Genomic DNA, 22,974 nt, shown 5'->3' on the forward strand with positions numbered 1-22,974 from the left:
TTTCGGCGCTGCCTGCGGGTTCGTTCTTTAACGGCGGGGGAGGGCTGCGGCGTGGCTGGCCAGCAGCGCCCTGCGGACCTCCACCACCTTCCCCAGCAGCTCCAGTTCCCGTGCCTGCCCCTCGCGGAAGCGCGCGGCGGAGGCAGGTCCGCCGGTCCGCGCATCCACGATCAGCCGCTGCCGAACAAAGGCCAGTCGGGTGGTGAGGCGGATGAATTCCTTCATGGCGGCCCCGGCAGCGAAGCTTTTCGCCCATGCCAGCGCACGACGGCGGCCGGCACCGGTCGCGAGCATCGGCACCTCCTGGGGGGTGAACCAGCCGGACGCCACGTAGTCGGCAAGCCGGGCGCGGGTAAGTTTGGCCTCGGACCTGCGCAGCAGCACGATGCCGGTGATGAACAGGATGAACAGCGGCACCTGCAGCACCACGTACATGGCAAAGAAGCTTGCGCCCAGGAACGAGGTGGCGTTCCACAGCCCGTGCAGCGCCATGGCAGGCAGGAGGCCCACCACCCAGGCGCCCAGGACCAGGGCGGTGCCGCCGTGCCGGGCAGCCCAGCCGACGCACATGCCCAGCATGGCGGTGAACATGACGTGGGCAAACGGTGACATCATGCCCCGGACAATGAAGATGCCCACCAGTCCGCCTGCGGCGCCGTCGGCTTCCTCCAGGGCCTGGCCAAAGTAGAGGATGTTCTCCGTGAAGGCGAAGCCGGCAGCGATCAGACCGGCATACACCACGCCGTCCACCGGCCCGTCGAAGGTGCGCCGGCGCAGGAAGAACAGCAGGAGCAGGCCGGCACCCTTGCAGATCTCCTCCACCACTGGGGCCTGCACGACGGCGCCAAGCATGTCGGCGTCGGCGGCCGGGGCGTTGCCGATCAGCAGCGGCTGGACCCAGCTGCCCAGGACCAGGGTGGTGATGACGGCCATGCCGGCACCCCAGCAAAACGCGACAATGAGGGCGGGCACGGGCTCCGGCTCCCACCGGTCGATCCAGACCAGCGTTGCAACACAGATGCCCAGCGGAATGAGTGCCAGGGCCCCGCAGATCAGGAACACGTTCACGCCCAGCGAGGCGGCGAAGAACGCCAGCGTGCCCACGGTCACCAGTATCAGCACGCACAGCAGGATGATGTTGGTCACCTTCAACTGCAGCCCGCGGCTCCCGGCCGGCGGCCCGGACGGTGCGGGACGGGGCCAAAGGACGGCGCCGGCGGGGTTGGCTGCTGCGGTCTGGACGGCGTTGGGAAGCGGGGCAGGGGGAGCGCCTTGCGCTCCGGCGGCCGGGCCTTGCCACGGTGCGGGTTCAGTCATGGCTACAACACTAGGGCCAGCAGGTGCGCACCCACAGCCGCCGCGCGGGAACATTTCGCCCGCGGCCACGGCCATGGGGGTCCCGCGACAGCGCCCCGGCAGGGCTGGCCGCGGCCCCTGGCGGGTCCGGGCCCTGTGGTAGTTTGAAGTGTACGCAATCAACCTTTTAATTCCGTCCAGTGAGGCGGGGAAAGGGGACGCGAGAATAATGAATACTTCCTCCGACGCGTTTGGGGACATTCAGAAAACCTCGGCGCCGGGCACCGTGTCACGTGTGGTTCTATCCGCAGCAGACATTGACCGGGCACTGACTCGTATCGCCTATGAGATTCTGGAAGCCAACAAGGGCAGCGCCAATCTGGTGCTCCTGGGCATCCCCCGCCGTGGATTCCCGCTCGCGCAGCGCCTGGCCGCCAAGCTCGCCGCCAGCGATCCCGCCGTGGATCCGAGCACCATCGTTGGCCAGCTGGACGTCACCATGTTCCGCGACGACCTGGCCCAGCACCCCACCCGTGCACCCCAGCACACCCAGCTCCCAGCCTCCGGCATCGACGGCAAGACCGTTGTCCTGGTGGATGACGTCCTGTACTCGGGCCGCACCATCCGGGCAGCCCTCGACGCACTGGTCGACCTGGGCCGTCCGCGCGCCGTGCGCCTGGCAGTCCTGGTGGACCGCGGGCACCGCGAATTGCCCATCCGTGCGGACCACGTGGGAAAAAACCTGCCCACCTCCTCCAGCGAAAAGGTGCGGGTCCGGATCTCAGAAATAGACGGCGGCGACCCCGCCGGCGACCAAGTGGTAATTGAGGCCGGCGCATGAGGCATTTGCTGTCAACTGAACAGCTCAGCTCCGAAAATGCCATCCAGATCCTTGACACCGCCGAGGAGATGTCGGCCGTGGGGGAGCGGGAGATCAAGAAGCTCCCGGCCCTGCGCGGACGCACCGTGGTGAACCTCTTCTTTGAGGACTCCACCCGCACCCGCATCTCCTTCGAGGCCGCGGCCAAGCGTCTCTCCGCGGACGTCATCAACTTCGCCGCCAAGGGCTCATCGGTCTCCAAGGGTGAGTCCCTCAAGGACACCGCCCAGACCCTCGAGGCCATGAGCGCCGACGCAGTGGTCATCCGCCATTGGGCCTCCGGCGCCCCGGCCCGGCTGGCCAACTCCGGCTGGATCGACGCCGCCGTGATCAACGCCGGCGACGGCACCCATGCCCACCCCACCCAGGCGCTGCTGGACGCGTACACCATGCGCGCCCACTGGTCCAAGCTCCAGGGCATCTCCTCGGTTGGCGCGGACCTGTTGGGCATGCGGGTCATCATCGCCGGCGACGTCCTGCACTCCCGCGTGGCCCGCTCCAACGTCTGGCTGCTGCGCACGCTCGGCGCCCACGTGACCCTGGTGGCCCCGCCCACCTTGCTGCCGGTCGGCGTCGAACACTGGCCCTGCGAGGTCAGCTACGACCTCGACGCCGCCCTGGAGAAGGGCGTGGACGCGGTCATGATGCTGCGCGTGCAGGCCGAGCGGATGAACGCCTCGTTCTTCCCCTCCACCCGCGAGTACGCCCGCCGCTGGGGTTTCGACGACGCCCGCCTCGCCAAGCTGGATGCCCTGAACCTCAAGGACACCATCATCATGCACCCCGGGCCCATGAACCGCGGCCTGGAAATCTCCTCGGCCGCCGCCGATTCGCCCCGCTCCACCGTGCTGGCCCAGGTCCGCAACGGCGTCTCGGTGCGCATGGCCGTTCTCTATCTGCTGCTCTCCGGGGAAATGCGTGAAACCCCGGCCACCACCTTCCCTTCAGTAAAGGACCCTTCATGACTTCCCCGAGTTACTTGATTCGTTCAGCCTCCCTGCTGGGCAGGGACACCGCGGACATCCTGGTGCGCGACGGCGTCATCGCCGCAGTCGGCCCGGCGCTGGCCGCCGATGTGGTGGGCGATGCAACGGTCATTGACGCCGCCAAGCTGGTGGCCCTGCCCGGCATGGTCGACCTGCACACCCACCTGCGCGAGCCCGGCCGCGAGGACGCGGAGACGGTGGAAACCGGCACCCGCGCCGCGGCCCTGGGCGGCTTCACCTCCGTGCACGCCATGGCCAACAGCTCACCCGTGGCGGACACCGCCGGCGTGGTGGAGCAGGTCCACACCCTGGGCCGCGAGTCCGGCTGGGTTGACGTGCGCCCCGTCGGTGCCGTCACCGTGGGCCTGGCCGGCGAACAGCTGGCCGAACTCGGCGCCATGGCCGATTCCCGCGCCCAGGTCCGCGTTTTCTCCGACGACGGCATCTGCGTCAGCGACCCCGTCCTGATGCGCCGCGCCCTGGAATACGTCAAGGCGTTCGACGGCGTGATCGCCCAGCACGCGCAGGAACCGCGCCTCACCGAGGGCGCCCAGATGAACGAGGGCGCTGTCTCGGCAGACCTCGGCCTGGCCGGCTGGCCCGCCGTCGCCGAAGAGTCCATCATCGCCCGCGACGTCCTGCTGGCCCACCACGTGGGATCCCGCCTGCACATCTGCCATGTGTCCACGTCCGGCTCGGTGGAGATCATCCGCTGGGCCAAGGAGCGCGGCATCTCCGTCACGGCCGAAGTCACCCCGCACCACCTGCTGCTGACCGAGGAACTGGTCCGCAGCTACAACCCCGTCTACAAGGTCAACCCGCCGCTGCGCTCCGACGCAGACGTGCACGCCCTGCGCGCCGCACTGGCCGACGGCACCATCGACATCGTCGGCACCGACCACGCCCCCCACCCCAGCGAGGCCAAGGAATGCGAATGGGCCTCCGCAGCCATGGGCATGACCGGGCTGGAAACCGCACTTTCCGTGGTGCAGGAAACCATGATTGAGACCGGCCTGATGACCTGGGCAGACTTTGCCCGCGTCACCTCCACCACCCCCGCGCAGATCGGCCGCGTCGCAGACCAGGGCCGCCCCCTGGAAGTGGGCGAGCCCGCCAACATCGTGCTCGTCGACCCCGCCGCACGCTGGACCGTGGACCCCTCCGCCATGGCCACGAAGGGCCGCAACTCGCCCTTCGCCGCCATGGAACTGCCCGGCCGGGTTGTCGCCACCTTCTTCCACGGCCACCCCACCGTGTTGGACGGGACGCTGAACACTCCCCGGAAGGCCGGCGCCGGCGCATGAGCAAGGAAACCCTCATCGTCGTCTCGGCCGTGGTGCCGCTGGCGGTGGTTCTCGTCCTGATGTGGCTGGGCTGGCGCGGCAAGCTCAAGCGCCAGGCGGGCGTGGCGGAGCTCCCGCCCGTCCCCGGCGGCCTCGGCCCGGCCGTGATCAGCGTCCCCGGCCAGTACGTCGTAACCACCTCCGCGGGGGACTGGCTTGACCGGCTGGCCGTCCACGGCCTCGGCATCCGCACCCCGGGCACCGTCCACGTCCACCCGGAAGGCGTTCTCATCGAGCGCAAGGGAGCCCAGGATCTCTTCATCGCCCGGGATGCCATGACACAGGTGGCGACGGCGGCCGGAATGGCCGGTAAGTTTGTGGAGAAGGACGGCCTCGTCTCCATCAGCTGGCAGCTGGCGGACATGGAGGTCGACACCGGGTTCCGCACCACAGAGGCCGGGGCGAAACGCCCCTTGATTGAAGCATTGCAGGCACTGCTGCCTGAAGACAGCGATACTGAGCGCAACGGAAAGAACAATTGAGAATGAGTGATGCAACCATGCCGGCACAGGCACTTTTGGTCTTGGAAGACGGCCGCACTTTCCGTGGCAGCAGCTACGGGGCCCAGGGCACAGCCCTCGGCGAAGCCGTTTTCACCACCGGCATGACCGGTTACCAGGAGACCCTCACGGACCCCTCCTACGCACGCCAGCTGATCGTCCAGACGGCACCCCACATCGGCAACACCGGCGTGAACCAGGCAGACAACGAGTCCGCCAAGATCTGGGCCGCCGGCTACGTGGTGCGTGACGCCGCACGCCGCCCCTCCAACTGGCGCTCCGAGGGCACGCTCGACGACGAACTCACCACCCAGGGCGTCGTCGGCATCCAGGGCGTTGACACCCGCGCCATCACCCGGCACCTGCGCGAGCGCGGCACCATGAAGGCCGGCATCTTCTCCGGCGCGTCGGCTGCCCGCCCGGCAGCGGAACTGCTTGCTGAAGTGCAGGCGCAGCCTTCCATGGCGGGCCTGCGCCTGGCTGAAGAGGTCAGCGTGAAGGAAGCCTACGTCGTCGAACCTGCCGACCACGGCTGGGACGGTGAGCCGATTTTCAACATCGTGGCACTGGACCTGGGCATGAAGGCCATGACCCCGCACCGCTTTGCCGAGCGCGGCGTGCGCGTGCACGTCCTGCCCGCCACCACCACCTTCGAGGAGGCGCAGGCGCTGAACCCCGACGGCGTGTTCATCTCCAACGGCCCCGGTGACCCCGCCACGGCCGACCGCCAGGTGGGCTTCGTCCGCAGCTTCCTGGACGCCGGCGTGCCGTACTTCGGCATCTGCTTCGGCAACCAGATCCTGGGCCGGGCCTTCGGTTTCGGCACCTACAAGCTGCGCTACGGCCACCGCGGCATGAACCAGCCCGTCCTGGACCGCAGCACCGGCAAGGTGGAGATCACCAGCCAGAACCACGGCTTCGCCGTCGACGCCCCGCTGGACGGCGCCCCGCTGGCGCCGGAGGAGCGCTACGGCCGTGTCGAGGTCAGCCACATCAGCCTCAACGACCAGGTGGTGGAAGGCCTGTCGGCCCTGGACATCCCCGCATTCTCGGTCCAGTACCACCCCGAGGCCGCGGCCGGCCCGCACGACGCCGCCTACCTGTTCGACAGGTTCATCAAACTCATGACCGACTACAAGACCGCACAGAGCCAGGAAAACAAGTAATGCCAAAGAGGGAAGATCTTAAATCAGTTTTGGTCATTGGCTCCGGCCCGATCGTGATTGGCCAGGCTGCCGAGTTTGACTACTCCGGCACCCAGGCGCTGCGTGTTTTGAAGGAAGAGGGCCTGCGGGTCATCCTCGTCAACTCCAACCCGGCCACCATCATGACGGACCCCGAGTTCGCGGACGCCACCTACGTTGAGCCCATCACCCCCGAGGTGATTGAGAAGATCATCGCCAAGGAGCGTCCCGACGCCGTACTGCCCACACTGGGCGGGCAGACCGCGCTGAACGCCGCCATCGCACTCGACAAGGCCGGTGTCCTGGCCAAGTACAACGTTGAGCTGATCGGCGCCAACATCGCCGCGATCGAGCTCGGCGAGGACCGCGAGAAGTTCAAGGGCGTCGTGGAGCGCTGTGGGGCCGAGTCGGCACGCAGCCACATCATCCACACCATCGAGGGGGCCTTCGAGGCCGCCAAGGACCTGGGCTACCCCATGGTCGTGCGCCCCTCCTTCACCATGGGCGGGCTCGGCTCAGGCCTGGCCTACACCCCCGAGGACCTGGAGCGCATTGTGGGCCAGGGCCTGCAGTACAGCCCCACCACCGAGGTTTTGCTTGAAGAAAGCATCCTCGGCTGGAAGGAATACGAGCTGGAGATGATGCGCGACAAGAACGACAACGTCGTTGTTGTGTGCTCCATTGAAAACTTCGACCCGGTGGGCGTCCACACGGGCGACTCCATCACGGTGGCCCCGGCCATGACCCTGACGGACCGCGAGTACCAGAACCTGCGTGACATCTCCATCGCGATCATCCGCGAGGTTGGCGTCGACACCGGCGGCTGCAACATCCAGTTCGCCATCGAGCCCGACACCGGACGCGTCGTCGTCATTGAGATGAACCCGCGCGTCTCCCGCTCTTCGGCGCTGGCGTCCAAGGCCACCGGCTTCGCCATCGCCAAGATCGCCACGAAGCTCTCACTGGGCTACACGCTGGATGAGATCCCCAACGACATCACGCAGAAGACCCCGGCCTCCTTCGAGCCCGCCCTCGACTACGTCGTCGTCAAGGTGCCCCGCTTCGCCTTCGAGAAGTTCCCGGCGGCGGACCCCACCCTGACCACCACCATGAAGAGCGTCGGCGAGGCCATGGCCATGGGCCGCAACTTCACCGAAGCCCTGCAGAAGGCGCTGCGCTCACTCGAGCAGAAGGGCGCCAGCCTGGACTTCCGCTCCGTCAACGAGCTCGACGTGCCCGATCTGATCGAGGCCGCCAAGCGCCCCACCACCGAACGCCTCGGACAGGTCCAGCGCGCCCTGCTGGGCGGCGCCACCGTGGACGAGCTCTACGCTGCCACCGGCATCGACCCCTGGTTCCTTGACCAGCTCGTCCTGCTGAACGAGGTCGCCACCACCATCCGCCAGTCCACCGCCCTGACCCCGGAAATGCTCAAGCTGGCCAAGCGCCACGGCTTCTCCGACATCCAGATCGGCGAGCTGACGCACAACACCGAGGCAGTGGTGCGCGGCGTCCGCCAGGCACTGAACATCCGCCCCGTGTACAAGACCGTGGACACCTGCGCCGCCGAGTTCGCCGCGTACACCCCGTACCACTACTCCTCCTACGACGAGGAGGACGAGATTGCGCTGCACGAGAAGCCGTCCGTCATCATCCTCGGTTCCGGCCCCAACCGCATCGGCCAGGGCATCGAGTTCGACTACTCCTGCGTCCACGCCTCCATGGCGCTGCGCAAGGCCGGCTACGAGACCGTCATGGTCAACTGCAACCCGGAAACCGTCTCCACCGACTACGACGTCTCCACCCGCCTGTACTTCGAACCGCTGACCCTCGAGGACGTCCTTGAGATCATCGCGGCCGAAGAGCGCACCGGCGGCGTCATGGGCGTGTTTGTCCAGCTCGGCGGCCAGACCCCGCTGAAGCTGGCACAGGAACTGGCCGACGCCGGTGTCCCCATCCTGGGCACCTCCCCGGAAGCCATCGACCTGGCCGAGCACCGCGGCATGTTCTCCCGCGTCCTGGACGACGCCGGCCTCATCGCGCCGAAGAACGGCACCGCGGTGTCCTTCAACGACGCCAAGAAGATCGCCGACGAGATCGGCTACCCCGTCCTGGTCCGCCCGTCCTACGTCCTGGGCGGCCGCGGCATGGAGATCGTCTACGACGAAGCCAACCTTTCGCGCTACATCAAGAACGCCACCGAAATCACCGAGGCCCACCCGGTCCTGATCGACCGGTTCCTGGAAGACGCCATCGAAATTGACGTCGACGCGCTCTTCGACGGCAAGGACATGTACCTCGGCGGCATCATGGAGCACATCGAGGAGGCCGGCATCCACTCCGGTGACTCCGCCTGTGTCCTGCCCCCCATCACGCTCGGCAAGGACGTGCAGGAGCGGGTCCGCACGGCAACCCGTGCCATCGCCGAAGGCGTGGGCGTGCGCGGCCTGATCAACATCCAGTTCGCCCTGGCCGCGGACATCCTGTACGTGCTCGAGGCCAACCCGCGCGCCTCCCGCACCGTGCCGTTCGTCTCCAAGGCCACCGGTGTGCAGATGGCCAAGGCCGCGGCCCTGATCGGCGTCGGCGTGTCCATCGCCCACCTGCGCAGCGTCCACCACATCCTCCCCGAGGTGGGTGACGGCGGAAACCTGCCCGACAACGCCCCGGTCGCCGTGAAGGAGGCAGTCCTGCCCTTCAACCGCTTCCGCACCCCGGAAGGCCACGTCGTGGACTCCCTGCTCGGGCCGGAAATGCGCTCCACCGGCGAGGTCATGGGCATCGACAAGCACTTCGACACCGCCTTCGCCAAGAGCCAGGCCGCAGCCAACGGCGCCCTGCCCGTTGACGGCACCGTGTTCGTCTCGGTGGCCAACCGCGACAAGCGCTCCATCATCATGGCCGTCAAGCGCCTCGTCGACCTCGGCTACAAGATCGTCGCCACCGGCGGCACCGCCGATGTGCTGCGCCGCAACGGCATCGCCTCCACCACTGTTCGCAAGATCAGCCAGGAAAGCGCCGGATCCGACGACCAGAGCATCGTGGACCTCATCAACAACGGTGAGATCGACATGATCTTCAACACCCCCTCCGGCGGCCAGGCCCGCGGCGACGGCTACGAGATCCGCGCCGCGGCAGTCTCCAACGGCCGCCCCTGCATCACCACGGTTGCCGAGTTCAACGTGGCCGTCCAGGCCATGGAGGCGCTGCGTTCCTTCGAGTGGGACGTCACGAGCCTGCAGGAGCACGCAGTGGTCCTGGCGGCAGGACTGGCAGCCCAGAATGCCTAGGGGCATGAAGCACGACGGCGGCGCCCGCCCGGGTGCCCCGGGCACCTTTGGTTCCCGGCTGGCTGGCGCGATGGCGGCCCGCGGGCCCCTGTGTGTGGGCATCGACCCGCACCCGGGCCTGCTGGCCGCCTGGGGCCTGGACGACTCCGTCCAGGGCCTGCGCAGCTTCTCCCTGGCGGTGCTGGAGGCGGTGGCCCCGCTGGCCGCCGCCGTCAAGCCGCAGGTGGCGCTGTACGAGCGCCACGGCTCGGCCGGCCTGGCCGTCCTGGAGGAGCTCCTTGCCGCCTCGTCGCAGGCGGGCGTGCTGTCAATCGCCGACGCCAAGCGGGGGGACATTGGCTCCACCATGGCCGGCTACGCCGACGCCTGGCTGCGCGACGGCTCGGCCCTGGCCGCGGACTCCGTGACACTGAGCCCCTACCTGGGCTTTGAGTCGCTGCGCCCGGCCCTGGACCTTGCGGCAGACAACGGCCGCGGCGTGTTTGTGCTGGCGCTGACCTCCAACCCGGAGGGCGCCAGCGTGCAGCATGTGGGCGGTGCCGAATCGGTGGCCAAGCACATTGTGCAGGCGGCCGCCGTCGAAAACCAGCGCTATGCAGGCCAGGCGCTGGGCTCCGTCGGCCTTGTGGTCGGGGCAACCGTCGGCACGGCACTGTCGGACCTTGGGATCGACCTTGCCGCCGTCCACGGACCCATCCTGGCCCCGGGCCTGGGGGCCCAGGGCGCCACGGGTGCCGACATGCGTGAGACGTTCGGCGCGGCCTACCCGGCCGTGCTGGCGACCTCCAGCCGCGGCATCCTGGCGGCAGGGCCCGATATCGCGGCCCTGCGCGCCGCCACTGCCGAAACCCTCTCGGGTTTGTAGCCTGCGCCGGGCACGCCCCGATTGATTTGCGCCCCCGGTGCGGATAGGTTCGATGAATCACCATCGCACGCCTCCCGCACCGGGGAGCGCCATCAACAGGGAGTCCGTTACGTGAATTTGCCGCAGTTGACCCCGCAGGACCGGGAAGACGCTCGCAACAAGGCACTCGCGGCACGGACCCTGCGCTCCCGGGCAAAACAAGATTTGAAGACAGGGCGGACCTCCGTCACGGCCATCCTGGAGACGGCCGCGGCCGAGCCCGCCCTGGACAGACTTAAAGTGTGTGACTTATTGGAAGCCCTCCCGGGCATTGGAAAGGTACGTGCAACTGTGATCATGAGCGAGCTGGGCATAGCCCCAACCCGCAGGGTGCGTGGCCTGGGCGTGCACCAGCGCCGGGCCCTGTTGGAATACCTGGGGCCGGAGGCGTGAGCGCCCCCGCCGTGCCCGCCGAGCACACCGTCCGCACCAAGCCCCGCAGCGGCGTGACCGTCCTGGCCGGGCCCACCGCCGTCGGCAAGGGCACCGTGTCAACGTTCATCCGGGACAACTACCCGGATGTCTGGCTCTCCGTCTCCGCCACGACCCGCCCGGCCCGCCCGGGCGAGGAAGAGGGCGTGCACTACTTCTTCAAGACGGCCGAAGACTTTGACGCACTCATCGGGCACGGGGACCTCCTCGAATGGGCAGTGGTCCACGGCGTGAACCGCTATGGCACCCTGCGCAGCACGGTGGAGGCCGCCGTCGCGGACGGAAAGTCGGTGCTGCTGGAGATCGACCTGCAGGGCGCCCGCCAGGTGAAGGAGGCCATGCCGGAGGCCGATTTCGTGTTCCTGGCACCGCCCAGCTGGGACGAACTGGTCCGCCGCCTCGTGGGCCGCGGCACAGAAACCGCCGAGGAACAGCACCGCCGCCTGGAAACCGCTAAACTGGAACTTGCTGCCGCGCCGGAATTTGATTATGTCATCGTCAACGATGAAGTCAGCCGGGCTGCAGCGGCACTGGTTGACCTGATGGGGCTCACCCCCCGCCACACCGCATAACCTGTACCAACCCTTTTAGATTTTTGGAGAAGTAATTGACTACACAACCCGAAGGCATCATCAATCCCTCGATTGATTCACTGCTTGAAGCTGCCGACAACAAGTACGGCCTGGTCATCTTTGGTGCCAAGCGCGCCCGCCAGATCAACGCCTACTACGCCCAGCTCCACGAGGGCCTCTTCGAGTACGTCGGCCCGCTCGTCGACACCAAGCTGAACGAGAAGTCCCTCTCCATCGCCTTCCGCGAAATCGAAGAGGGCCTGCTGGTTTCCACCCCCGTCGAGACCGCGTAAGCGGATCCTTGAGCGCCACGGTGCCTAATCTGAACATTGTTTTGGGGGTGGGCGGCGGCATCGCCGCCTACAAGGCGGCCCTGCTGCTGCGCCTCTTCACGGAGGCCGGCCACCAGGTCACGGTCATCCCCACCGACGCGTCCACGAACTTCGTGGGCGTTGCCACGTGGGAAGCCCTGAGCGGGCGGCCCGCCACCAACAATGTCTTTGACGCCGTGGACCAGGTCAACCACGTCCGGATCGGCCATGAGGCCGACTTGATCGTGGTGGCGCCGGCAACGGCAGACCTTCTCGCGAAGGCTGCCGGCGGCCACGCCAACGACCTCCTCACCACCACCCTGCTCATGGCGCGCGGGCCTGTGCTCTTTGCCCCGGCCATGCACACGGAAATGTGGGCGCATGCCGCCACGGCGGCCAATGTGGCCACGCTGCGCTCCCGCGGCGTGCACGTGCTGGACCCGGCTGTCGGACGCCTCACCGGCGTCGACAGCGGTCCCGGCCGGCTGCCCGAGCCTGAAGAAATCTTCGCCGCCGCCATGGCCCTGGTTGCACCCGGCCCGGCCCAGGACTCCCCGCAGCACGACGGCGCTGAAGCAGGCACGGCTCCGGAAGCTTCCGGACCGTTGTCAGGATTGCTCGCCGGGAAGCACGTGCTCATCACAGCCGGCGGCACCCGCGAACCCCTCGACCCCGTCCGCTACCTGGGCAACAAGTCCTCCGGCAAGCAGGGCGTGGCCCTCGCCGAAGCGGCACTGGCCGCCGGCGCCGACGTCACCCTCGTCCATGCCCCCCTGGAGGTGCCTGCTCCTGCCGGCGCGCGGCTGCAGCCCATTGAGACGGCCCTGGAACTGCGGTCTGCAACACTTGCCGCAGCCGCCTCCGCCGACGTCGTGATCATGGCCGCCGCCGTGGCGGACTTCAGGCCGGCCAACATTTCCACCGGCAAGATCAAGAAGCGCGACGACGTGGCCGACCCCGTCATCACCCTGGTCCGCAACCCGGACATCCTTGCCGAAATCGTGGCCCACCGTGCAGCGCAAAACCAGCAGCAGCTCATCGTCGGCTTTGCCGCCGAAACCGGCGACGACGAGGCCGATGCCCGCACCTACGCCCAAGCCAAGCTGCGCCGCAAGGGCTGCGACCTCCTCGTGGTCAACGAGGTGGGCCCGGGAGAGACCGGCAGCGAGCGCGTCTTTGGCCGGGACAGCAACCAGGTCGAGATCATCGCCCTTGACGGAGCGGGCCCCGTGCTGGCCGGAGGGTCCAAGCGCGAGGTGGCAGACGCCGTCGTGCGCGTCATTGCCGGACGCCTTGGCGCACCCTAGCCAGCTTTCACACGTTTTGGCCACTATGTGACCGTCCAAGTCCTGCGGGCGGCGCGGGCACCCCAATCCAAGTAAAGTAGATACGTGACTTCAGTAAATCCCCTGCGCCTGTTTACCTCCGAATCCGTGACGGCGGGCCACCCCGACAAAATCTGTGACCAGATCAGCGACGCCATCCTCGACGCGCTGCTCGCGGAAGACCCGGACTCCCGCGTGGCCGTGGAGACCATGGCCACCACCGGCCTGGTCCATGTTGCCGGCGAGGTGACCACCAACGCGTACGTCGAAATCCCGCAGATCGTGCGCAACACCATCCTGGACATCGGCTACGACTCCTCGGCCAACGGCTTCGACGGCGCCCGCTGCGGCGTATCCGTCTCCATCGGCCAGCAGTCCCAGGACATTTCCGACGGCGTGTTCAACGCCCTCGAGGTCCGCGAGGGCACCGCCGTGGACAAATACGACTCCCAGGGCGCCGGCGACCAGGGCCTGATGTTCGGCTACGCCAGCAACGAGACCGCCTCCTACATGCCCACGCCCATCTACCTGGCGCACCGCCTGTCGGAGCGGCTGACGGATGTGCGCAAGTCCGGCGAGCTCGCCTACCTGCGCCCCGACGGCAAGACCCAGGTCACCATCGGCTACGACGGCGACGTGCCCGTCTCCGTCGACACCGTCGTCATTTCCAGCCAGCATGCGGAAGGGACGTCCCTGGAGCGGCTGCGCGCAGACCTTGCCGAATTTGTGATCGACCCCGTCATGGCCGCCTCCGGACTGGACATCTCCCATGTGAAGACCTTCCTGAACCCGGCCGGCCCCTTTGTGGTGGGCGGCCCGGTGGGCGACGCCGGCCTGACCGGACGGAAGATCATCGTGGACACCTACGGCGGCATGGCCCGCCACGGCGGCGGCGCGTTCTCCGGCAAGGACCCGTCCAAGGTTGACCGTTCGGCCGCCTACGCCATGCGCTGGGTTGCCAAGAACGTCGTGGCTGCCGGCCTGGCCGCCCGCGCAGAGATCCAAGTCGGCTACGCGATCGGCGTGGCCCGCCCGGTGGGTGTCTATGTTGAGACCTTCGGCACCGAAACCGTCGACCCCCGCCGCATCGAGGACGCCATCGCCGCCATCTTCGACCTGCGCCCGGCAGCCATCATCGACAGCCTGGACCTGAAGCGCCCCATCTACGCCAAGACAGCCGCCCACGGCCACTTCGGCCGCGACGACGCCGACTTCACGTGGGAAAACCTTGACCGGGTGGATGCGCTGAAGGCCTTCTTCAACGCCTAGGCGCGCCACAGCGGCCGGCGGCAGTTTTCCACGCGGGCACTGTTCGCCAGCATCCGCTGTCCACAATCGGACATTGTCCACAGCCAAGCACAGTGCACCGGCATCATGTCGGTGCACTGTGCTTAGCTTGTTTTAAGGCGCCGTGCAGCATGGCCGCCGCTGCACACAACATCCCGGGAGGACCTCATGGCTGATGCACTGAATCATGACGCACCCGGCGAGGGCGTGCAGATGAGCCTGCTCAGCGGCTTTGTGGCGAAGGAACGCGTGGCTGACCCCCACAGCGGCGTGGTCCTGGCCCCGTCCCTGCCCGTGGCGCACGTGGTCATCGACTCGCCGCTGCCGCACCTGGACCGGATCTTCGACTACTCCGTGCCCCTCGAGCTCGACGCCGAGGCGCAGCCGGGAGTGCGGGTGCGGGTCAAGTTTTCCGGCCAGGACCTCAACGGTTTCCTGGTGGCGCGGGCTGCGGTTTCCGAGAGCGAGCGGCTGGTTCCGCTCGCACGCGTGTACTCGGCCGTGCCCGTGCTGGCACCGCAGGTCCTGGAGCTGGCCCACCGGGTGGCAGCACGCTACTGCGGAACCGTCGCCGATGTCCTGCGCGTCGCCGTTCCCCCGCGTGTTGCCAGCCTGGAAAAGGTGTACCTGAAAAAGTTGGCCGTCGACGCTGCGGCGGCTGCCGCTGCCGGCGCCCCGGGGGCACCTCCCGAGCCGGTGCCGGACATGCCGGATGCGCCCAGGCCCGGCCACTCGCTTTTCGCCGACTACCCGCATGCCGAGGACTTTCTCACCCGGCTGGCCATGGGGGAGAGCCCCAAGGGCGTCCTGGGAGCCCTACAGGGCTACGGCGCCGGCTCATGGCAGCACCAGGTGGCCCAGGTTGTGGCGTACTGCCAGCTTTCCGGCCGTGGCGCCATTGTGGTGGTGCCCGACCTGCGCGACCTCGACCTGCTCGAGCGGGCCTTCGCATCAATGCTGCCGGCGGACAGCTTCGTCAAGCTCACCGCAGACGACGGCCCCAGCGCCCGCTACGCCAACTTCCTAAAGGTCTTGTCCGGGGACGTAAGGATCGTGATCGGCACGCGGTCGGCAGCCTATGCACCCGTCGCGGACCTGGGGCTCGTGGTGTGCTGGGACGACGGCGACGAACTCCATGTTGAGCGCCGGGCACCGTACCAGCACAGCCGCGACGTGCTGCTGCTGCGCTCCGAGGTGGAAGGTGCGGCCGTGCTCATGGCCGGCCACAGCCGCAGCACCGAATCCCAGCGGCTGGTGGCCACGGGCTGGGCCCAGGAGATCACCGCCGCCCGCCCCGCCGTGCGCAAGGCCACGGCCCGGGTCATCAGCACCTCCGATTCCTTCGAGCAGGAACGGGACCCGGCCGCCGCACTGGCGCGGCTGCCGCACCGTGCCTGGGCCACGGCCAAGGCGGCCCTGAAATTCGGTCCGGTCCTGGTCCAGGTGGCACGGACGGGCTACGCGCCGGGGCTGGCATGCCAGCGCTGCCGGGAAGTGGCCAGGTGCCGGCACTGCACGGGGCCGCTCATGCAGTCGCGGGCCCCGGGCTCCTCCTCCACCATGGTGACCTGCAAGTGGTGCGGGCAGGCCGAAACCGCCTTCAGCTGCCCCACGTGCGGATTCAACCAGTTGCGGGCCATCGCCGTCGGCGCCCTGCGGACAGCCGAGGAGCTGGGGCGGGCCTTTCCCTCCGTTCCCGTGGTGTCCTCGTCGGGCGACCACATCAAGGCCACGGTTCCGGACAGGCCCTCGATCGTGGTGGCCACCATCGGTGCCGAACCCGTGGCCCCGCACGGCTACGCCGCCGCCCTGCTGCTCGACGGCGACTCCATGCTGCGCCGTGAATCGCTGAGGGCGGGGGAGGAGGCGCTGCGGCGCTGGATGAATGCCGCGGCGCTTGTTAAGCCGGCCAGGGACGGCGGCATGGTGGTGGTCACGGCGGAGGAATCCGTGGAGGTCGCCGCGCTGGTCCGCTGGGACCCGGCAGGCCACGCGGAACGGGAATTTGCCCTGCGCCATGAGCTGGGACTGCCGCCCGCCATGCGCCTGGCATCATTGACCGGGTCCGAATCCGACGTGGCAGCCTTTGAGGCGGCCCTGAAGCTGCCGGCAGCCGTGCGCAGCATCGGGCCCGCGCCGGTCATGTCTCCCTTGGCCGGGCCGGCCACGGATGAGGTGCCCGACTACAGGACCATCCTGCTCTTTCCCTACGCCATGGCTGCGCAGGTCACGGCCGACATCCGGGCGCTGAAGGCTGCCAATGCCGCACGCAGGATCGGCTCGCCGGTGCAGGTGCGGTGCGACGGCCTCGACGTCCTTTAACCCCTCCGACCCTGTATCAACTCTGGCACATTCTCCTGGCACGCGGTCAGTTCTGGCCCTGCGCTGCCGCGGCCACAGGCTCGGTCACCGAAACGGTGGTGAACAGGCGAAAGGACGGGAGGCGCAACCCCCGCTTTGTGCCCGAGAAGCCCAGTGCCGTCGTTCTCCATGCCGGAGCTGATACCAAGCCTGTGGAATGGCCGCCAGAAGTGATTCGCTGTCGTGGGGAAGGTTACCTTGCTGTCCGCACGCCGGCGAGGAGTTTTTGGCTGCGCCGCTCAACGTCCGAATCGGTGCCGGTGAGGGCTGCGACAAGGTGAACAAATCGTTCCACTTGAGCCGAATAGTCCCCGTCGAGGCGCCCTGCCAATGGAGTGGCGGCCAGGGCATCGCGCTGGCGGCAGGCTATGGTGAGGGCGCTTTCGAAGATCCGTTGTTCGGTTTCGGCGCTGTTGGCGGAGGGCCCGGTGCCGAGGATTGCCACGGCGTTGATCCGGGTCTCGTCCAGACCCAGCAAGAGCCTGTCCAGTTCCTTGTTTGTGTACCGCAGTTCGGCCGACCTGACGCCAAAACGGCCGAGTCGGGTCGACATGGCGGATACGTAGATTGCTGCCATGGCCAGGAGCGCCAGGCTCAGTGCAATGGTCGTTGTCAGGAGCAACAGCTTTGCAGCTTCACTAATTTGCGGCTCGGCATAGTTGTTGTTTTGCAGGCCGCGGGCAAGATCTCGCATTGCGGAGCCAACTTCAACGCCACCGTTGTTTGAGAAGTAGATTTTGCTCAGGCCGAAGAGGCGATTTCCATTCCACGCCGCCTCGCCTCTGGAAACTGCTCCTGGCAAGACTGTTGGGGCGCTGAAGAAGTTACCGGAGCTACGAAAAACGGGAATGATTGCTTGGTCGAGTTGCAGCTCAAGGCCATGTTGATCGTGCAGTTGCGGGAACTCGGCCTTGATGCGCCACAGCGCGGCAAGGAACTTCTCAGGGTCTATTTCCTCGAAGGGACCATGGTCGGCACCATGGCCAGGAATGCCGAGATAGTCCTTGGCGTCGCGCACTGCCACGGTTATGTGAACGGAATCTGAAAAAGAATTTTGAAAGTACCCTTCGATCAGATCTATGTCAATGTTGGAGGTGTCTCCGTCATATTGGACCGACGCTGGTGGCAGCTGGCCGGCAAGCTTGGAAGTGGGTCCGTCGTCGGAGGCAGCAACGATGAAGGTACTGGCGAGGAATGACAGGACCAGAATGGCCCCGCCGCCAACAAAAATGGTGGATTTTTCGCGCAGGAACTCCACGGGTGTCTGGGTGGCGCGCGTAGATGGAGTTCTCCGCGAATCGGTGCGGGGCAGGGGCTCATGGTTCCGCGCCACAACGAGTGGCAATGCGGCCATCGCCGTTTCCATGGCACTAAGCACATCCTGCGAGAGCGTGGGGGGCAGTCCCATGCTTTTGCGCAGTTGGCTGAAATCCTGTGTGGCCGGTGCCGGTGGCGGGACGGGCCCCCGGACCTTTTTGACGAGTGTGCGGGCAGCTGCCTTCGCGCTGCGAAGGAGTTCCAGCTCGGCCTTGCCCCACGCGGCGAGAGTCTCGGTACCGCCAGTTCCACTGCCGGGAACGCTTAGCAGGGATTCCAGTGAACTGCTCAGCCACTTCACCCGGTGTTCGGCGATGACGCCGGGAGGACGGTCATTGAGCTCCACCAAAAGTGCACGGCCTGCCAGCGCGATAGGCATGGCCAACTGATCTAAAACGCCGCTGCTCCCCTTGAATCCACTCCACACGGTGCTGGCGTTGCTGAGCGCCGCGGCTTTCTGTTCCAGCGTCTGTGCGCTGCGTTCGAATTGCGAAACCATTGTTTCGGTCTCGATTCTCAAAGCCGTCCGGGCGCTGTAAACAGCTGCCATGGTTGCGTCCTCCGTGCGCGCCAACGCGAGCGTGTCCTCGCGAATATCGGTCCACGTGGTGTCCAGCCCGGCTGTTCCACCCTGCTTTTGGGCCGTCCAATAGCTCGCCTCGAGCGCCTCCAGTTCAAGCACGCCGGCGGCCAATTGGCTTTGTGCCTTCGTCAACCTATGGAAGAGCTGCTCACGGCGCCTGCGCCGGGAGAGCGAGTACGCCAAGGCTGCGATTGAAAGAGCCAGCCCAATGATTGTGCCACCGAGCCAGAAGGAAAGATCTTGCAGGGGCGCTTCATCCAGGACGGTGGCTGCACGTTCTGCCGCTGCGGCTACGGCCTTGGGGCCATGGCCCAGTACCACGTTGTCTGAATAGGAATCGGCGACCTCTTCGGCCAACGAATTGTTGTAGCTGTCCAGCCGTGGGTCGACGGCGGCGCCGGCATGGCGCTGGTCCGGCAGGTTGTCATCCTTGGAGCCCGGCAAACTCTCCAGGCTTGAAGTCTTGGTTGTCAGTATGGCGTCGGCACCCAAATCGAGCCCGCCCCTTTTTTCGTCACTGCGCAGACACCTGTCGGTGACGATTAGGCGAAGCGGGCGCCACGTGGTGATTGGCTGCGGCATGACGGCAGCAAGCGATTCGGCACTGATCCCATACGGATGCTCGGTGCCCTCAAGGACAATCTCCAGCTGGGCTGTCTTCGTGGCCGCCATGGATGTCCAGCCCTGCATGGCAAAGGCTGCAGTTGCCACACCCAGCAGAACGGCCAACCACGGCAGCCCAAAGTGTGGCTTGCGCCGGGCACGGATCAAGGAAATGCTCATGTGTTCACATACTTCGTCGAAGGGGGAGGCAACCGCGTGAGTTTAGCGTTTTCTGTGCGGGGCGTTGGGGGGCCTGCCAAAGCTGGCGTCCAGGAGCCTGCGGCTTTGCCGTTGCACGTCGTTGTCACTGGTGGCCAAGGCCGTGGCGAGATCGGCCAGCTTGCTGACCTGGGCCGCGTAGTCTGCACTGAGGCGCTGTGCCAGGGGAGTTGCGGAGAGGGAATCCCGCAGACGCCAGGCCATGGCGAGTGCGCCCTCGAAAATGCGTTGGCCGGTTTCGGCGCTGTTGGCGGCCGGGCCGGCGCCCAGGAGCATTACCGCGTTCAGTCGGGACTCATCCAGTCCCAGCATGAGCTTTTCCAGTGTCCGGTTGGCGGCACGGAGGTTCGCGGAGCTTCGGCCAAAGCGGCCCAGTTGCGTAGACATGAGTGAACCGTAGTAGATGACGAGGACAAGCAGGAGTGCAGACAGCGACACTGCCAGGGTCAGCAACCAGAATTTCAGGCCCGATCCAATGCGAGGTTCTTGGAGACCGTTGTTTTGGAGCCCCCTGGCAAGGTCCTCAAGGGCATCGACGATCTTGTAGTCGCCGTAGTCGCCATAGTCGCTGAAGCCGTATATGCCGTGTTTCCAGCGCCCGTCGTTGAGCCACGAGACCTTGCCCAATGCCAAGGCGCCGGTGATCACCGTCGGGGCACTGAACCTGTCATCGGCGGTGCGGAAAACAGGAATGATGGCCTGCTCGGCAGACATTTCCAAGCTTTCCGGCTCCAGCAGGGCCGGAAACTCCTGCTTGATGCGCCATAGGGCATCGAACAACACCTGTGGATCATTCTCACCCACGGCGCCATAGTCGGGTGACTCACCCAGGGCACTCAGATACTCGTCCGCATCGCGGATGGCCACTGTAATATGCATCGGACGCGAAAACGCGGTGGCCACGTTTCTGCGAATGTAGTCCGTGTCGAGGCCGGTGGTGTCCCCATCGAAGAGCAACGATGCCGGTCCTTGCTTGCCCTTGAGTTCCCATTGCGGCGAATCACCCAGCCCGGCCAGGACGCTGCCACTAACGATCATGGCGACCACCACAGTGGCGGCACTTCCAATGATCCACACGGTTTTATCCCGGATGGCCAAACCGCCCACGAAAGCAGCCACGCCAGCCACGACGGAGCCGGCCGAGGCTCGATTCGAGATGCCCCGCACCTTGTCAAAGACCTCCGGCAGGGCCAGATTCGCCATGTCGAGCGCGGCCAGCAGATCGCGTGAGAGGGCTGGCGGCAGTCCAAGGCCGCGCCGGATCTCGCTGTGGTCATCGTACTGGCGTTTGCTGCGGGCCAGCGGATGCTTGAGGTGGTGGCGGAGCGTTCGGTTGATTGAGCTGACCTGGCGCAGGAGCTCGGTTTCGCCAGCCCGCCAGGCGGCAATTGTTGCCGCGCTTTGCCCTCCACGTCCCGGCACGCCAAGCAGTGTCTCCAACGCTGTCCGCAGGGCGGCCACACGCTTTTCCCTGATGACGCTGCCCGGCCGCTGCTCCAGCGTGGCAAGAAGCTCCTTGCCGCCCAAGGCAATCGGCGCAGCCAGGCGCTCCAAGACACTGCGGCCACCGGCAAAGCCACCCCGAACAGAGCTGGCCGCCATGAGCGCCTCCGCTTCCCGTGCCAGCCGCGCAGCCTTCGTGGCAAAGTCGGCCACCATGGTGCGCGTGTCCTGACGCAGTGCCAGCCGGGAGTCGTAGGCGGCGGCCACGGTGGCGTCCTCGGTACGGGCCAAGGCGAGCGAATCGTCCCGGATCACGGCCCACGTCGCAGCGAGGGCCGAATTTTCGTCTTGGTCCACGGCACTGTGGTAGCTCGCCTCGAGTGCCTCGAGTTCAAGCACGACGCCGGCCAGCTGGCTTTGCGCCGCAGCGAGGCTGTGGAAGAGCTGCTCACGGCGACGCCGCCGCGACAGCGACCACGCCAGGGCAACGATGGAAAGAACCAGCCCAGCAACAAAGCCGGTGAGCCAGAACGCAAGGTCTTGTATGGGCCCGCGGTCCACAAGGTCGGCGGTGCGTTGCGCTGCAGCCGCCACGGCCCCAGGCCCGTGACCCAGGGCAAGGTTGTCTCTATAGGCGTCGGCCAGATCAAATCTGTCGTAGCGGGCCTCACCCGAAGAATGCCCGTAGATCCCTGCGCCTGTGAAACGCCGCTCCGGCGGTCGCTCAGCAGCGGCCAGCTGGGAGGTGTCAAGGGGCGTCAGTGCCGTGCTGAGGATGGCGTCGGCACCCGGATTGCTGCGGCCGCTGAGTTCGTCATGGCTCAGCAAGCGATCCGTCACGAGCAGCCGCATTGGCCGCCACGTGGCAACCGGCCCCGGCAATGCTGCAGCAACGGTCTGGGCATTGATCCCGTACGGGTGATTGCTGCCCTCGACAATGATCTCCAGTTGGGCGGGCTTGTTGGCCGTCATGGCCTGCACCCCTGCAATGCCAAAGCCGGCCGTCGCAACACTTAAGATGAAGGCCAGCCAGGGCAGGCCAAAATGAGGCCGCTTCCGGACCCCAATGAGCTGGGTCGTCATGGCTGGGTGCGCAGCTCCTCCGCGATCGCCAGCAGCTCCCGTGCGGAGGAATCCCAGCTGAACGTGGCCGCCTGGGCCACGGATGCCATGGAGCTTGCAGCCCATTGGCCCGGCTCTGCCAGCGCCTGCACCGCTGCGGAGAAGCCCGACGGCGAATCGGCTGCCACATAGTGCGCTGCCGTGCCGCCGACTTCCCGGAAGATGTCGGTGTCGGCCACCACCACGGGGGTGCCCAGTGCCATGGCCTCAACGAGCGGCAGCCCGTAGCCCTCGGCCTTGGACAAGGTGACCAGGGCAGTGGTGCGCAGCAGCAGCTCGTCGTACTCCGCGTCGGACACGCCGTTGTGGAACACCACCTGCGCCCCGTCGGGCACCAGCGCTTCAAGCTCCGCGCGCCGCCCGGGGGTGATGCGGCTGAGAAGGTGCAGCGTGAAGTCGGGCAGCCCTGCCATGCCGCGGATGAGCGTTTCCACGTTCTTGTACGGCATGAACGAACCCATGTAGGCCAGCGACTTCTCGGGCGCCACCGACGGGTCCCGCGGCGTCCGTTCACCCTGGGGAGCGTTGCCGATGATGCGGACGGGCCTCTTCGTCAGTCGGTGTTTGCCCATCAGCGAGAGTGTCGTGTTGCTGATGGTCGCCACCACATTGGCACGGTTGAGCAGCACCCGCTGCGGCCAGTACGCCTTGTGGTAGAGACGCCACAGCAGGCGCACCGGCGCGGGAAGGAAGCCGGGGGGAGCCGGGTGCTCGTAGTAGATGAGGTCGTGCAGGGTCAGCACCAGCGGATACTTGCGCCCCCAGCTGCCCATGGTCTGCATGGGGCAGAACACCAGGTCGGCGTCGAGCCTGTTCACGTGCCGGGCCACAAACAGCTCCATGGGGGACAGCGGTGAGTTGACCTTCACCCAAGGCAAGTCCGGCAGCAGCGCCAGCTGGCGTTCATCATGAATGAGCATTGTCACATCCGCATAAGGTGCGACGGCGGCCATGAGGCTTGCGCCGTAGCGGCTGATGCCGTCGTGGTGGTCCATGCGGGTGAACCTGGCATCCAT

General features: G+C 66.8%; 17 protein-coding genes. 13 read left to right on the top strand and 4 right to left on the bottom strand.

The features are described 5' to 3' along the window. Nucleotides 1–27: 27 nt before the first annotated feature. Nucleotides 28–1,317: a PrsW family intramembrane metalloprotease gene (locus JOF48_RS16065; RefSeq protein WP_209682219.1), complete on the bottom strand. Its 1,290-nt coding sequence runs from the start codon at nt 1,315–1,317 to the stop codon at nt 28–30. A 208-nt stretch (nt 1,318–1,525) separates the two neighbouring features. Between JOF48_RS16065 and pyrR the strand changes: the two genes are divergently transcribed. From pyrR to JOF48_RS16130, 13 genes are all read left to right on the top strand, one after another. Continuing rightward, the gene (gene pyrR / locus JOF48_RS16070) at nt 1,526–2,137 is read left to right on the top strand and encodes a bifunctional pyr operon transcriptional regulator/uracil phosphoribosyltransferase PyrR (RefSeq protein ID WP_209682222.1); all 612 of its coding nucleotides are present in this window, start codon (nt 1,526–1,528) and stop codon (nt 2,135–2,137) included. Further along, nucleotides 2,134–3,141 carry an aspartate carbamoyltransferase catalytic subunit gene (locus JOF48_RS16075; protein WP_209682225.1) on the top strand — a complete coding sequence of 336 codons (1,008 nt, stop codon included), beginning with the start codon at nt 2,134–2,136 and terminating at the stop codon, nt 3,139–3,141. The genes pyrR and JOF48_RS16075 overlap by 4 nt, the downstream gene beginning before the upstream one ends. After that, nucleotides 3,138–4,466, top strand: coding sequence for a dihydroorotase (locus JOF48_RS16080; protein ID WP_209682228.1), 1,329 nt, complete (start codon nt 3,138–3,140; stop codon nt 4,464–4,466). Before JOF48_RS16075 ends, JOF48_RS16080 begins: the two co-directional genes overlap by 4 nt. Further along, a complete protein-coding gene (locus JOF48_RS16085) occupies nt 4,463–4,987 on the top strand; it encodes a PH-like domain-containing protein (RefSeq protein ID WP_209682230.1) in 525 nt (174 codons plus the stop codon). Before JOF48_RS16080 ends, JOF48_RS16085 begins: the two co-directional genes overlap by 4 nt. A gap of 2 nt (nt 4,988–4,989) precedes the next feature. Next, complete coding sequence (gene carA, locus JOF48_RS16090; protein ID WP_209682233.1) at nt 4,990–6,171, top strand: glutamine-hydrolyzing carbamoyl-phosphate synthase small subunit; 1,182 nt, start codon at nt 4,990–4,992, stop codon at nt 6,169–6,171. Further along, on the top strand, nt 6,171–9,479 hold the full coding sequence (gene carB, locus JOF48_RS16095; protein ID WP_209682236.1) for a carbamoyl-phosphate synthase large subunit: 3,309 nt from the start codon (nt 6,171–6,173) through the stop codon (nt 9,477–9,479). The genes carA and carB overlap by 1 nt, the downstream gene beginning before the upstream one ends. Nucleotides 9,480–9,483: 4 nt before the next feature. Continuing rightward, complete coding sequence (pyrF, locus tag JOF48_RS16100) at nt 9,484–10,344, top strand: orotidine-5'-phosphate decarboxylase (protein ID WP_209682248.1); 861 nt, start codon at nt 9,484–9,486, stop codon at nt 10,342–10,344. A gap of 111 nt (nt 10,345–10,455) precedes the next feature. Then, a complete protein-coding gene (mihF, locus tag JOF48_RS16105; protein ID WP_209682250.1) occupies nt 10,456–10,776 on the top strand; it encodes an integration host factor, actinobacterial type in 321 nt (106 codons plus the stop codon). Next, a complete protein-coding gene (gene gmk / locus JOF48_RS16110; protein WP_209682253.1) occupies nt 10,773–11,387 on the top strand; it encodes a guanylate kinase in 615 nt (204 codons plus the stop codon). The genes mihF and gmk overlap by 4 nt, the downstream gene beginning before the upstream one ends. A 35-nt stretch (nt 11,388–11,422) precedes the next feature. After that, nucleotides 11,423–11,680, top strand: a complete 258-nt coding sequence (gene rpoZ / locus JOF48_RS16115) for a DNA-directed RNA polymerase subunit omega (protein WP_203315046.1) — start codon at nt 11,423–11,425, stop codon at nt 11,678–11,680. Nucleotides 11,681–11,709: 29 nt separating this feature from the next. Next, nucleotides 11,710–13,005, top strand: coding sequence for a bifunctional phosphopantothenoylcysteine decarboxylase/phosphopantothenate synthase (locus tag JOF48_RS16120; protein WP_209684671.1), 1,296 nt, complete (start codon nt 11,710–11,712; stop codon nt 13,003–13,005). A gap of 84 nt (nt 13,006–13,089) precedes the next feature. Beyond that, nucleotides 13,090–14,292: a methionine adenosyltransferase gene (metK, locus tag JOF48_RS16125; protein ID WP_209682255.1), complete on the top strand. Its 1,203-nt coding sequence runs from the start codon at nt 13,090–13,092 to the stop codon at nt 14,290–14,292. Nucleotides 14,293–14,478: 186 nt separating this feature from the next. After that, on the top strand, nt 14,479–16,632 hold the full coding sequence (locus JOF48_RS16130; protein ID WP_209682258.1) for a primosomal protein N': 2,154 nt from the start codon (nt 14,479–14,481) through the stop codon (nt 16,630–16,632). A 232-nt stretch (nt 16,633–16,864) separates the two neighbouring features. Here the strand turns inward: JOF48_RS16130 and JOF48_RS16135 are convergent, their stop codons facing one another. The 3 genes from JOF48_RS16135 to JOF48_RS16145 all read right to left on the bottom strand — a co-directional run bounded on the left by JOF48_RS16135 (nt 16,865) and on the right by JOF48_RS16145 (nt 22,974). Further along, a complete protein-coding gene (locus JOF48_RS16135; RefSeq protein ID WP_209682261.1) occupies nt 16,865–19,243 on the bottom strand; it encodes a hypothetical protein in 2,379 nt (792 codons plus the stop codon). 153 nt (nt 19,244–19,396) lie between these two features. Next, on the bottom strand, nt 19,397–21,919 hold the full coding sequence (locus tag JOF48_RS16140; RefSeq protein ID WP_209682264.1) for a hypothetical protein: 2,523 nt from the start codon (nt 21,917–21,919) through the stop codon (nt 19,397–19,399). Beyond that, nucleotides 21,916–22,974: a glycosyltransferase family 4 protein gene (locus tag JOF48_RS16145; protein ID WP_209684673.1), complete on the bottom strand. Its 1,059-nt coding sequence runs from the start codon at nt 22,972–22,974 to the stop codon at nt 21,916–21,918. The genes JOF48_RS16140 and JOF48_RS16145 overlap by 4 nt, the downstream gene beginning before the upstream one ends.

The organism is Arthrobacter stackebrandtii, from assembly GCF_017876675.1.
GTDB lineage: Bacteria > Actinomycetota > Actinomycetes > Actinomycetales > Micrococcaceae > Specibacter > Specibacter stackebrandtii.

What these genes read in the sequence shown, in the direction of transcription:
- JOF48_RS16135 (WP_209682261.1), bottom strand. Translation starts at nt 19,243, where the DNA reads ATGGCGGCCACGAAGACAGCCCAGCTGGAGATTGTCCTTGAGGGCACC.
- pyrF (WP_209682248.1), top strand. Translation starts at nt 9,484, where the DNA reads ATGAAGCACGACGGCGGCGCCCGCCCGGGTGCCCCGGGCACCTTTGGT.
- JOF48_RS16130 (WP_209682258.1), top strand. Translation starts at nt 14,479, where the DNA reads ATGGCTGATGCACTGAATCATGACGCACCCGGCGAGGGCGTGCAGATG.
- JOF48_RS16085 (WP_209682230.1), top strand. Translation starts at nt 4,463, where the DNA reads ATGAGCAAGGAAACCCTCATCGTCGTCTCGGCCGTGGTGCCGCTGGCG.
- JOF48_RS16065 (WP_209682219.1), bottom strand. Translation starts at nt 1,317, where the DNA reads ATGACTGAACCCGCACCGTGGCAAGGCCCGGCCGCCGGAGCGCAAGGC.
- JOF48_RS16080 (WP_209682228.1), top strand. Translation starts at nt 3,138, where the DNA reads ATGACTTCCCCGAGTTACTTGATTCGTTCAGCCTCCCTGCTGGGCAGG.
- JOF48_RS16145 (WP_209684673.1), bottom strand. Translation starts at nt 22,974, where the DNA reads ATGGATGCCAGGTTCACCCGCATGGACCACCACGACGGCATCAGCCGC.
- carA (WP_209682233.1), top strand. Translation starts at nt 4,990, where the DNA reads ATGAGTGATGCAACCATGCCGGCACAGGCACTTTTGGTCTTGGAAGAC.
- pyrR (WP_209682222.1), top strand. Translation starts at nt 1,526, where the DNA reads ATGAATACTTCCTCCGACGCGTTTGGGGACATTCAGAAAACCTCGGCG.
- JOF48_RS16075 (WP_209682225.1), top strand. Translation starts at nt 2,134, where the DNA reads ATGAGGCATTTGCTGTCAACTGAACAGCTCAGCTCCGAAAATGCCATC.
- JOF48_RS16140 (WP_209682264.1), bottom strand. Translation starts at nt 21,919, where the DNA reads ATGACGACCCAGCTCATTGGGGTCCGGAAGCGGCCTCATTTTGGCCTG.
- carB (WP_209682236.1), top strand. Translation starts at nt 6,171, where the DNA reads ATGCCAAAGAGGGAAGATCTTAAATCAGTTTTGGTCATTGGCTCCGGC.